This window comes from Stenotrophomonas sp. 93052_Sma, assembly GCF_056481145.1.
Genome location: NZ_CM151134.1, coordinates 3,509,130 through 3,520,373, shown reverse-complemented (window position 1 = coordinate 3,520,373; position 11,244 = coordinate 3,509,130). Strand labels below are relative to the sequence as shown.

The 11,244-nt window shown below is 67.9% G+C and carries 8 protein-coding genes and 2 pseudogenes; 4 read left to right on the top strand and 6 right to left on the bottom strand.

Translation table 11 applies throughout. The features are described 5' to 3' along the window. Window positions 1-44: 44 nt before the first annotated feature. Window positions 45-1,488 (top strand): annotated as a pseudogene (gene tldD / locus ACZK2V_RS16605) (metalloprotease TldD). A gap of 41 nt (window positions 1,489-1,529) precedes the next feature. Here the strand turns inward: tldD and yjgA are convergent. After that, entirely contained in the window at window positions 1,530-2,117 is a 588-nt protein-coding gene (gene yjgA, locus ACZK2V_RS16600) for a ribosome biogenesis factor YjgA (protein WP_049398682.1), read from the bottom strand. 68 nt (window positions 2,118-2,185) lie between these two features. Here yjgA and pmbA point away from each other — a divergent pair, with 68 nt between their 5' ends. Beyond that, a complete protein-coding gene (gene pmbA, locus ACZK2V_RS16595) occupies window positions 2,186-3,553 on the top strand; it encodes a metalloprotease PmbA (protein WP_201117027.1) in 1,368 nt (455 codons plus the stop codon). An 87-nt stretch (window positions 3,554-3,640) separates the two neighbouring features. Then, the gene (locus tag ACZK2V_RS16590) at window positions 3,641-4,012 is read left to right on the top strand and encodes a DUF4870 domain-containing protein (RefSeq protein WP_014038018.1); all 372 of its coding nucleotides are present in this window, start codon (window positions 3,641-3,643) and stop codon (window positions 4,010-4,012) included. Window positions 4,013-4,104: 92 nt separating this feature from the next. Here ACZK2V_RS16590 and ACZK2V_RS16585 read toward each other — a convergent pair whose 3' ends face one another. From ACZK2V_RS16585 to ACZK2V_RS16565, 5 genes and pseudogenes are all read right to left on the bottom strand, one after another. Further along, window positions 4,105-4,983, bottom strand: coding sequence for a polyprenyl synthetase family protein (locus tag ACZK2V_RS16585; RefSeq protein WP_486322596.1), 879 nt, complete (start codon window positions 4,981-4,983; stop codon window positions 4,105-4,107). Further along, window positions 4,973-5,233: an exodeoxyribonuclease VII small subunit gene (locus ACZK2V_RS16580; protein ID WP_005410522.1), complete on the bottom strand. Its 261-nt coding sequence runs from the start codon at window positions 5,231-5,233 to the stop codon at window positions 4,973-4,975. The genes ACZK2V_RS16585 and ACZK2V_RS16580 overlap by 11 nt, the downstream gene beginning before the upstream one ends. 36 nt (window positions 5,234-5,269) lie before the next feature. Continuing rightward, window positions 5,270-6,556 (bottom strand): tRNA lysidine(34) synthetase TilS, encoded by a 1,287-nt coding sequence (tilS, locus tag ACZK2V_RS16575; protein WP_486322595.1) that lies wholly within the window; start codon window positions 6,554-6,556, stop codon window positions 5,270-5,272. A 711-nt stretch (window positions 6,557-7,267) separates the two neighbouring features. Continuing rightward, a complete protein-coding gene (locus ACZK2V_RS16570; RefSeq protein WP_201117015.1) occupies window positions 7,268-7,813 on the bottom strand; it encodes a WG repeat-containing protein in 546 nt (181 codons plus the stop codon). Next, window positions 7,810-9,514, bottom strand: a pseudogene (locus ACZK2V_RS16565) (alkaline phosphatase). The gene ACZK2V_RS16570 and the pseudogene ACZK2V_RS16565 overlap by 4 nt, the downstream one beginning before the upstream one ends. Window positions 9,515-9,668: 154 nt before the next feature. Between ACZK2V_RS16565 and ACZK2V_RS16560 the strand changes: the two are divergent. Next, window positions 9,669-11,003 carry a dicarboxylate/amino acid:cation symporter gene (locus ACZK2V_RS16560; RefSeq protein ID WP_046988032.1) on the top strand — a complete coding sequence of 445 codons (1,335 nt, stop codon included), beginning with the start codon at window positions 9,669-9,671 and terminating at the stop codon, window positions 11,001-11,003. The last annotated feature ends 241 nt before the right edge of the window (window positions 11,004-11,244 follow it).

The window sequence follows — 11,244 nt, the reverse complement described above, 5'->3', positions numbered from 1 at the left end:
CACGGGGCTTGCCTGAGCGCCCCCGCATCCCCAGATCGAGAACCATGACTGATATCGCCCTGACGCTTGCTCAAGACCGCCTGCTGCGCCCCGGCGGCCTGGATACCGCTGGCCTGGAGCGCACCTTCGGCCAGCTGCTCGGCCCCGGTGTGGACTTCGGCGACCTTTATTTCCAGCATGCCCGCCGCGAGAGCTGGAGCGTGGAAGACGGCATCGTCAAGGACGGCGCCCATTCCATCGAGCAGGGCGTGGGCGTGCGGGCGATTTCCGGCGAGAAGACCGGCTTTGCCTACTCCGACGACATCCATGCCGATGCGCTGCTGACGGCGGCGCAGTCGGCGCGTGCGATCTCGCGTGAAGGTGGCGCCCAGTCCGGGCGGTCGCTGCTGCGCGGCAACGCGCGCGCTGTACCCGGCGCTGGACCCGATCGATGGCATCGGCAACGAGGCCAAGGTCGAGGTGCTCAAGCGCCTGGATGGCTACCTGCGCGCCGCCGACCCGCGCGTGAAGCAGGTGATGGTGAGCCTGTCCGGCGGCGTCGATACGGTACTGATCGCCCGCAGCGACGGTGTGCTGGGCGCTGACGTGCGCCCGCTGGTGCGCCTGAACGTGCAGGTGATCGTCGAGCACAACGGCCGCCGCGAGTCCGGCTATGCCGGCGGTGGTGGCCGCTACGGGTATGAGGAGCTGTTCGCGGACGGTCGCCCCGAGGCCTTTGCCCGCGAGGCGCTGCGCCAGGCGCTGCTGAACCTGGACGCCGTTCCGGCACCGGCCGGGGTGATGCCGGTGGTGCTTGGTCCGGGCTGGCCCGGCGTGCTGCTGCATGAAGCGGTCGGCCATGGCCTGGAAGGCGACTTCAACCGCAAGGGCACCAGCGTCTACGCGGGCCGCATCGGCGAGCGCGTTGCCGCCCCGGGCGTGACCATCGTCGATGACGGCACGCTGGACGGACGCCGTGGTTCGTTGAACATCGACGATGAGGGCCACCCGAGCCAGTGCACCACCCTGATCGAGGACGGCATCCTGGTCGGCTACATGCAGGACAGCCTCAATGCGCGGCTGATGGGAATGGCGCCGACCGGCAACGGCCGCCGCGAATCGTTCGCGCACCTGACCATGCCGCGCATGACCAACACCTACATGCGCGCCGGCCAGCACGACCCACAGGAAATGATCCGTTCGGTGAAGAAGGGCCTGTACGCAGTCAACTTCGGTGGCGGCCAGGTCGACATCACCAGCGGCAAGTACGTGTTCTCGGCCACCGAGGCCTACCTGATCGAGGATGGCCGCATCACCGCGCCGGTGAAGGGTGCGACGCTGATCGGCAATGGTCCGGAAACCATGCAGAAGGTGCGCATGGTCGGCAACGATCTGGCCCTGGATGAGGGCGTGGGCATCTGTGGCAAGGACGGGCAGAGCGTGCCCGTGGGTGTCGGCCAGCCCTCGCTGCTGATCGAGGGCATCACCGTCGGCGGTACCCAGGCCTGAGCCGGGCGATGGCCAGCGCCACCGCCCAGGCCGGCGCGGACTCAGTCCTCGTCGGCTTCGTCGCTGTCGACGGGGTCGGCGTCTTCGGCGCTGGCCTTCAGGCCCAGTGCGGCCGGCAGCATCAGGGCGCGCAGCACCTGGAAGATTTCGCGGTAGGCGCGTGGCGGCTTGTTCCTGGCCTTTTCGGCCTGGGCATTGCGCACCAGCGTGCGCAGCTGCTGGCGGTCGGCCTGCGGGTAGTCGTCCAGCAGTGCAGCCAGCGCCTTGTCACCCTCGGCCAGCAGGCGCTCGCGCCAGTCTTCCGCGCGGTGCATCATCGCCACTTCGCGGCGGCCGGTTTCGCTGTTGGCGTCCAGCGCATCGCGGATCGCATCCAGCGTGGCGTCTTCTTCGCGGCGCATGTGCTTGGCCAGGAACGCCAGCTGGCGCTTGTGGGCGATGTGGGCGGTGATGCGCTTGCACTCGGCGATATGCGGCAGCAGGTCTTCCGGGATCGGCAGGCGTGCCAGCTGGGCCGGGGTCAACGACACCAGCTTCTCGCCCAGGGCCAGGACGTCGAGCGCGTCGCGCCGGTTCTGGCTGCGGCTCTTGTCGTGGAATTCACCGGTTTCTTCGTCGCGTCCGCGCATCGTTCCTACCTGATCTCAAAAAAAGTCGCCCGGCGTGATGCCGGGCCCAACCCGTACAGGATAAAGCATTGAACGTGATCGCCCCTGAAGTCGCTGTCGGCGACGACAGCCTGGCCCGGCTGGAACGGCTGGCCGACCTCTCCCAGCAGCTGCTCGACCGCGCCCGTGCGCTGGGCGCCAGCCAGGCCGAGGTCAGCTGCAGCGAGGATCGTGGCCTGGAGGTCAATGTCCGCCTTGGCGAGGTGGAGACCGTGCAGTCCACCCGTGACCGCGGTATCGCCGTCACCGTCTATTTCGGCCAACGCAAGGGCAGCGCCAGCACCGGCGACCTGAACGAGGCCAGCCTTGCCGCCACGGTCGAGCAGGCCTGTGCGATCGCCCGGCACACCGAAGATGACCCGGCTGCCGGCTTGGCCGAGGCCGCGTTGATGGCCACCGATTTCCCGGATCTGGATGCCTGGCACCCCTGGGCGCTGCAGGCCGACGAGGCGGTGGACCTGGCCCTGGCCTGCGAGAACGCAGGCCGTGAGGCCGATGCGCAGATCCGTAATTCCGACGGCGCCTCGGTGTCGAGCATGCAGAGCCTGTCGGTGTACGCCAATTCGCATGGCTTTTTCGGCCGTGAGCGTGGCACCCATCATTCGGTGGGCTGTGCGCTGATCGCCGGCCAGGGCGATGGCATGCAGCGCGATGGCTGGTACACCAGCGCGTTGGCCCGGGAGGACCTGGAAGACGTGGGCCTGGTCGGCCGTCGTGCTGCCGAGCGTACCGTCGCCCGCCTGCAGCCTCGCTCGATGGCCACCGGCACCATGCCGGTGCTGTTCGCCCCGGAAGTAGCGCGCAGCCTGGTTGGCCACCTGCTGTCGGCGGTGTCCGGCGGTGCGCTGTACCGCCAGGCCAGCTTCCTGCTGGACAGCGTTGGCCAGCAGCTGTTCCCGGACTGGATGCAGATCGAGGAACTGCCCCACCTGCGCCGTGGCCTGCGCTCGGCCGCCTTCGACGGTGACGGCGTGGCCACGCGTGCTTCGGCCCTGGTCCGTGACGGCGTGCTGCAGCGCTATGTGCTGGGCAGCTACTCGGCACGCAAGCTGGGCCTGCAGACCACCGCCAATGCCGGTGGCGTGCACAACCTGCAGCTGGCCGCCAACGCGGGTTCCCTGCAGGACATCGCCCGGCAGATGGGCGATGGCCTGCTGGTGACCGAACTGATGGGGCAGGGCGTGAACGGGGTGACCGGCGACTACTCGCGCGGTGCCGGCGGCTTCCGCGTCGAGAATGGTGAGATCCAGTACCCGGTGGATGGCGTCACCATCGCCGGCAACCTGCGCGAGATGTTCAGCAGCATCGAAGCGGTCGGCAGCGACGTCGACCCGCGCTCGCACGTCCGGACCGGTTCGATCCTGCTGGGGCGGATGACCATCGCCGGTAATGATTGATGGTATTGATGGCGTAAGCTATGCCCGCCTGACGCAACCAGCTTGGTGCTGGTGGGTCAAGACCACCCAATGAAAAGGAGTTTTGTCGTGAGCGAATTCGATAACGTCCCGCCGCCGCCGGCCACCACCGAGGCCCCGGCCGACCAGCGCACCATGGCGCTGGCTGCGCACCTGCTGGGCATTTTCACCTGGTTCATCGGCCCGCTGATCATCTGGCTGATCAACAAGGATGACGCCAGCAAGGCCTTCGTGACCGACCAGGCCAAGGAAGCGCTGAACTTCCAGATCACCATCACCATCGCGATGCTGATCTGCATCGTGCTGACCATCGTGATCATCGGTGGCATCCTGGCCCCGATCGTCGGCATTCTGAACCTGGTGTTCTGCATCATCGCCGCGGTCAAGGCGAACAACGGCGAAGCCTACCGCTACCCGTTCGCGCTGCGCCTGGTCAAGTAAGATCGGCCACATGCGGAACTGAAAACGCCCGGCATTGCCGGGCGTTTTCATGTGCGGAGAGTGACGGGCGGTACCCGGCGAGCGCGCAGCACTCAATGATCGCGTTCGACCGCCAGCGTCGCCAGCGCGCGCAACGCATCGGCTTCCTCGCCATGGCCGGCCAGGATCGACTGCATGCGTGCGGCGAGTTCGTGCAGCTGGGCCTTCGCACCGTCCATGCCAAGCAGGGCGGGGAAGGTGCTCTTGTCCTGTGCCTGGTCCTTGCCGGCAGTCTTGCCCAGCTGTTCGGAACTGGCCTCGACATCGAGGATGTCGTCACGCACCTGGAACGCCAGGCCGAGTGCATCGGCGAAGCTGTCGAGCTGGGCCAGCTGCGGTTCGTGGGCCTGGCCGCACAGCGCGCCCATGCGCACCGCCGCACGGATCAGCGCGCCGGTCTTCAGGGCATGCATGCGGGTCAATGCCGCCAGCGTCTGCTGCTGGCCGGTGGCATCGATATCCAGCGCCTGGCCACCGCACATGCCAGCGGCGCCGGAAGCGTGGGCCAGGGTCTGCAGGCAGGCCACGCGCAGCGTGGCCGGCAGCGGTGCATCGGCCAGCAGGCCGAAGGCACGCGTCTGCAGCGCGTCGCCTGCCAGAATCGCGGTGGCTTCGTCGAAGGCGATGTGGGTGGTCGGCTTGCCGCGACGCAGCGCGTCGTCATCCATTGCCGGCAGGTCGTCATGCACCAGCGAGTAGGCGTGGATGAGTTCGACGGACATGGCGGCCGCATCCAGGCTTTCCGGCTGCGCACCGAACAGGTGGCCACTGGCGTAGACCAGCAGCGGGCGCATGCGTTTGCCACCGCCCAGCACCGAATAGCGCATGGCCTGGTGCAGGCCCTGCGGTGCCTCGGCAGGCGAGGGCAGTGCGGCGTCGAGCTGGCTTTCAATACGGTCGCGCCAGCGCGCGAACAGGGCCTCAGCCGTCATGGCTGGGCGGATCGAAAGGCTCGGAGGCTTCCGGCTGCGCCGGATCGCTGAGCAGGCGCACGCGCAGCTCGGCCTGCTCCAGCGCCTGCTGGCACTGGCGATACAGACCGACGCCACGTTCGTAAGCACTGAGCGAAGCTTCCAGGCTCAGCTCGCCGGTTTCCATCTGCTCCACCAGCTGCTCCAGCGATTCGAGCGACTGCTCGAACTGGGCGACCGGGGAGGCGTTTTCGGGGGACTTCTTGGCCATGCGGCAAGTGTGGACGGGCCGCGCGCGGGGGTCAATTCACCAGCCGCCCGGGCGCCACTGCAACTGCGCGCCATGCGCCTGCAACCAGGCCTGCAGCGGTGCGGCGATGACCACGTCGGCGGCGGCCAGCAACTGCGGGCCATCAAAGATCAGCGGCAGCTGCGCGCGTCGCCAGGGGGCGAGGTGTTCGCGTTGCAGGCAGTCCTTCAACGCGTGCGAATGCTGGCGACCGGGCAGCAGGATGCGCTCGCCGCCCACGCGTGCACGGACCTGCAGTGGCTGTTCGAAAGCGCCGGCGCCCAGCAGGCTCAGCTGGCCGCCGTCGGGCAATGGCAGCGGTGCACGGCCATCCCACACGGCCTGCCAGTCGAGGGGCAGCGAGGGCAGCCGGGCCGGCAGCAGGTAGGCGTGGTCGCGCCATTGCTGGATCACGTGCTGCTGCCAGCGCACACGCGCCTGGCGGTCGGTGTCGGCCGGCAACAGCTCCTCCAGCGCCTGTTGCAACACCGAGGCCGGCAACGGTGCCGCATCATGGCCCAGCACCCACGCGCGCAGCACGCGTGCCGCGCGGCGCGGCGACATCTGGCGCAGCAGTTCCAGTGACAGCACGCGCGGTGCCACTTCCACATGCGCGATCAGCTCGGCGTCTTCCTCGTCCAGCAGTTCGCGGGTCTGCCGGCAATGCGTCGCGCTGCCCGCCAATGCTGCAGCCACATGCGGCCAGCGCTGGCGCAGCAACGGCAACACCTGCAGGCGCAGGAAGTTGCGATCGGCGTGGTCTTCCGCGTTGCTGGGGTCTTCGATCCAGCGCAGCGCGTGCTGGCGCGCGTAGTCGAGCAGTGCACTGCGTGGTACCGCGAGCAGCGGGCGCCACAAGGGATGTTCGCCAAGACGGCTGTATGTGGACATGGCTGCAAGGCCATCGACGCCGGAAGCGCGCAGGGCGCGCAACAGGAAGGTCTCGGCCTGGTCGTCCTGGTGCTGTGCCAGCGCCAGGGTTTCGCCGTCGCGCAGTTCGGCCGCGAACGCGGCGCGTCGTGCCAGTCGCGCGGCACCCTCGGTGCCCAGGCCTGTGCCGTTCTCGACCTGCACGCGGTGCACGGCCAGTTCGATGCCCCTGCCGTCGCATTGCTGCTGGCAGTGCAGCACCCAGTCATCCGCATCGGGCTGCAGCCCGTGGTGCACGTGCACCGCGCGCAGCGCCGTGCCGGAAGCTTGCGCGCAGCGCCACAGCCAATGCAGCAGCACGGTGGAGTCGACACCACCGCTGTAGCCCACCAGCAGCGGCGCATCCAGCGGAACGAGGGCAGGAAATTCAGTCACGGCGGCAAGTATAGGGTTGGTCGGCAGGGCTGCGCCCTGCACCCGCAGACGCGCAAGCAACGGCAACGGCCGAAGCAACAGCAGAAGCGGGTTTCCTGAGGGTTGGCGGGGTGGGCCCGGTTGCGGGGGCCGCTGCAAGTCCCCCTCCGGGGCCCGGCCCAGCCGCTGGCGGCTGTGCGTTCGGGCGCTTGCGAAGCAGTGCTTCGCAAGCAAAGCGCCCTCACCCATGTAAGCTCGGTCGCCGCTTGCTCGTGTGCGCAGTCCTGCGCACACGGCAAGACCGGGGTCGGGCGTCCTGCCCAACCCGCCCGAGGCATGCCTCGGGCCCATGCGGCTCACGCCCCCGCAACCGGACCCACCCCGGCTTCGACAGAATGCCGCGATCTGCCAGAACGGCGTCGTGCACCGCTTTGGTAGGTGTCGACCTTGGTCGACACAGTAGATCCACGCCATGCGTGGATGACTCATTCGATATCTGACAGATGTGTCGACCAAGGTCGACACCTACCAACAGCCGCGGAGATCTGTCAGAGGTGGGGCGGTGTGGGTTTGCGGGGTGTGAGCCGCATGGATGCGGCGATCAAGGCTACATGGACGTACTTGCGCCGTCCCCGCAAACCCACAGTGACCCGCCATCCCACGGAATGCACGCTGTTGCTTCGGCCGTTGCCGTTGCGTCTGCAGGTGCAGGGCGCAGCCCTGCCGAAAACCCTACTTCACCCGACGGCCCGAACGGTCGATGCGGAACCGCTCTCCGCCTTCCATCGGCGTGTGGCCATCGGCATCCGGCGTGCCGCGCCGGCAGCCATTGCAGACTTCGGCCACGCCATCCTGGAACGGCCAACCGAAATCGAAGGTGCCGGGCACCACCTGGCGGAACTTCAGATCGAAGTAGGCCACGCGGTTGCCGACGCGGGCGCGCAGCAGGCCTTCCTGCGGTGTTTCCGGACCGTTGTCCCAGGTCAGTACCGGCAGGCTGCGGCCCTTGCGGTTGACGTAGTGGAAGCCCTGGTCGGCGTACACCACGGCCAGGCCATGGTCGTCGTAATTCAGGTCCTTCAATGTGTCGGCACTGATCTTCGGCCGGTGATCGACCACTTCGCAGTTGGGCAGCGGCCACAACCCGTGTTCGTCGGTCAGCAGCTTGCACGCCGATGTCTGTGCCGCTGCATTGGCACTGACCAGCACGCCAAGCAGGACCAGCGACCGCGCGAAGCGGCCGCTGGCAGGAGCAGGGTAGGTCTGCCTCACGATCACTTGGCCTCGGCCTTGCGCTCGAATGCGGTCGGCGCCGGCAGCTGCACCGGCACGCCCTTGTCATCGCAGGTGCCGGCCTGGCACAGGCGTTCGCGCAGGGCCGGGGTGGCCTGCACGATCATGTGGTAGATCGCGTTCTGTTCCAGCGTGCCGCGGATCGCCTTGCTGCCCGGGCCGCGTGCCCAGATACCGACGTCTTCGCCGCCGTGCGACTCGGACTTCATCGGCACCAGTGCTTCCTGCATGTAGTCCGGATGCTCGGTGTCGACCTCGCGCAGGTTCGGGCGGCCGTTGGCCGGTTCGAAGCTGCTCGGGTTGTGCGGGTAACGCTTCGGACCGGCCGGCTGCTGGTTGCTGCTGCCGGTATGGCCCGGGCCATTGGCGTAGCTCAGGGTGGTGTACGGCTGGCCGGTGCCGTCCAGCGCGTAGTCGAGCTTGCCGGCGCCATCTTCGCCGCCCTTGTCCTTCACCTTGCCCAGGATCGGGTTGCCGCGCGCCGGGTAGCCGACGAAGTTCAGGGTGTGCGAGTGGTCGGCGGTGACGATGATCAGGGTATCGTCGGCCGAGGTCAGTTCGTTGGCCACGCGCACCGCGTCGGACAGGGCCACGGTCTCGGTCAGCGCCCGGTAGGCGTTGCCGCTGTGGTTGGCGTGGTCGATGCGCGCCTTCGATCATCAGCACGTAGCCTTCCTGGTGCTTGGCCAGGTTCTTGATGGCTGCCGCCGTCAGTTCGGCCAGGCTCGGCTCACCGCCCGGATCCTGCGGGCGCTCGTACTCGTAGCGCATGTGGTCCGGCTCGAACAGGCCAAGGATGGCCGGCGCATTCGCGGCGGCGGCCAGCTGCTTGCTGTTCCACACGTAGGCACCCTGCGGATGCGCCTGCTGCCATTCCTGCACCAGGCTGCGGCCGTCCAGGCGCTGGCCGACCTTGTCGTCGTACTCGGGATCGCGCTCTTCCACGGTGGTGAACTCACCACGACCACCGCCGAGGGCGACCAGCGGGCCACGGCCGTAGCGCGAGGTCGACAGCAGCTGCTGGGCGATGTCCTTGCAGCCGGCGGCCTTCGCGGCTTCGGTCAGGTCGGTGTCGTTTTCCCAGTTGCGCTCGGGCGAGTGCGCGTAGGTGGCGGCCGGAGTGGCATGGGTCAGGCGTGCGGTGGACACCACACCGGTGGCCAGGCCGGCGCTGTCGGCCAGCTGCAGCCAGGTCAGCAGGCCCTTGGACAGGCTGTCGGCGCAGTCGGTGCGGCTGCCGGCGCTGACGCCGATCGCGCCCATGTGGGTCTTCACGCCGGTGGTGATGGCGGTCATGGTGCCGGCCGAATCCGGGGTCTGCGAATCGGTGTTGTAGGTCTTGCTGAAGGCCGTGGCCGGGAAGCGCTCCCAGGACAGCAGGTTCTCTTCACCCGAGCCGCCCTTCTGCTGGCCTTCGTAGATGCGCGAGGCGGCCACCGTGGTCAGGCTCATGCCGTCGCCGAGGAACAGGATGACGTTCTTGGCCTTGCCGGACATCGCGCCGTTGGCGGCGGCCTGGGCGGCGCCGCTGCGGTACCACCACTGCGGGGTCTCGCCGGCCGGATGGGCAACGGGGTCGACGGCGACCTTCAGGCCGGCCGGGGCGGACGCGGGGGTGGTGCTGGCGCAGGCGCCCAGCAGCAGGGTGGTGGCGCAGGCGGCCAACAGGGAGACGGAACGGCGCATGGACGCTGGGATCTCACAAACTGTAACGGGACGTTCATTATGCCCGCCCTCGCAAGGCACGCCGATGACACACTGATTTGCCGGCCGGGCGGTCGTTCTGCGGGCCGCCATGGGCTATCGTGCCAGCATCCCTTCCTTCCCCTCTGGATTGCCTATGAAGCTGGTCTCTGCCTGGCTGCGGATTCCATTCTGGCAGCGCGTGGTCGGTGGCTTCGTGCTCGGCGCGCTGGCCGGCTGGGCGCTCGGCCCGGCCGCGGAAACGTGGTTCGGCCCGCTCGGTGAACTGTACGTCACCCTGATCAAGATGATCGCCGTGCCGCTGGTGTTCTTCGCGGTCATCAACGCGATCTCGTCGCTGCACGGACAGAAGTCCGTCGCCGCGCTCAGTGGCCGCACCTTCCTGTGGTTCGTGATCACCGCTGCGTTGGCGGTGTGCGTCGGGCTGGGCGTGGGTACCGTGCTGCAGCCCGGCGCCGGTGGCCTGCAGCTGTCGATGGCCAGCAACTACGTGCCGCGTGAAGTGCCCAGCGTGGTGCAGGTGCTGCTGGACGTGGTGCCGGCCAATGTCTTCTACGCGCTGTCGGGCATCGGCACCAAGGTCAATGCGGCCGGGGAAACCGTGCTGGCTGCCGGTCGCGGCTCGATCCTGCCGGTGATCTTCTTCGCCGGCCTGGTGGGCTTTGCCATCGTCAAGCTGGGCGAGAAGGTGACCGAGGCGCGCAAGCTGGTCGGCCAGATGAGCGACATCATGATCCAGGTGACCCGCTTCGTGCTGGAAGTCACCCCGATCGGCACCTTCGGCCTGATTGCCGGCCTGGTCGGCAGCTACGGCTTCGAGAAGCTGCTGCCGCTGGGGCATTTCGTGCTGGCGCTGTACGTGGCCTGCGCCCTGCACATCGTGGTGGTCTACAGCGCACTGCTGCTGGCGCACGGCCTGAACCCGCTGAAGTTCTTCCGTGGCGCGGCGCCGGGCATGCAGGTTGCCTTCGTCAGCTCGTCCAGCTTCGCCGCGATGCCGGTAGCGCTGCGTTCGATCACCCACAACCTGGGCGTGAACAAGGACTATGGTTCGTTCGCGGTGCCGCTGGGCGCCAGCATCAAGATGGATGGCTGCGGCGCGATCTATCCGGCGCTGTGCGCGGTGTTCATCGCGCAGTACAGCGGTGTGCCGCTGACCCCGGAGCAGTACGTGGTGGTGCTGATCGCGTCGGTGCTGGGCAGCTTCGGTACGGCCGGCGTGCCGGGTACTGCTGTGATCATGGCCACGGTGGTGCTGAGCGCAGCCAACCTGCCGCTGGAGACCATCGGCTACCTGTATGCCATTGACCGCATCCTGGACATGATGCGCACGATGACGAATGTGACGGGCCAGATGCTGGTGCCGGTGATCGTGGCCAAGGAAACCGGCCTGCTTGACCAGGCGGTGTATGACAACCCGTCCAGCAACGTGGGCGTGGACGATCCGGACCCGACACCGCCACGCGGCTGAGGTTGCGTGGAGATGAAAGGCCCGCCCTGAACGGCGGGCTTTTTGTTTTGGAGCTGACTGGCGCGGTGCCGATCAGGGTAGGTCCCCGGTAGATCCACGCCATGCGTGGATGGCCGCAGTGCCGACCAACGGTCGGCACCCACTGGGGCAGGTGGCGCAGTGCCGGCCAAGGTCGGCACCCAGTGGGGGCGCAAACAAAAAAGCCGCTGCAGGGCAGCGGCTTTCTCGTGTCAGGCGGCGC